This window comes from Halomonas sp. ND22Bw (assembly GCF_003011945.1).
Classification (GTDB): domain Bacteria; phylum Pseudomonadota; class Gammaproteobacteria; order Pseudomonadales; family Halomonadaceae; genus Halomonas; species Halomonas halophila.
Genome location: NZ_PXWD01001392.1, coordinates 1 through 251, shown reverse-complemented (window position 1 = coordinate 251; position 251 = coordinate 1). Strand labels below are relative to the sequence as shown.

The 251-nt window shown below is 74.5% G+C and carries 1 protein-coding gene; it reads right to left on the bottom strand.

The window, feature by feature from the left end:
• A partial coding sequence (locus CVH10_RS22765) for a hypothetical protein (RefSeq protein ID WP_219925031.1) occupies positions 1 to 251 on the bottom strand: 251 nt, incomplete at both ends.

The window sequence follows — 251 nt, the reverse complement described above, 5'->3', positions numbered from 1 at the left end:
GCCCGCAAGGCCCCCTGGATGGCATCGGCCCGCGCCCGGCGGTCGTCGGGATGCACCAGGGCCTGGGTCGCCGCGAAGGTGGTCAGTCGCTCGGGTGGCACGCCGAAGAGCCGGGCGCAGGTCGGCGAGACCGAGACGCGGCCGCTCGGGATGTCCAGGGACCAGATGCAGATGCCCACCTCGTCCAGGGTCCCCCGGAGTTCCTCGACGGTCGGCGTGCCGTCACCGCCGGGATCGGACGCGATCGGGGC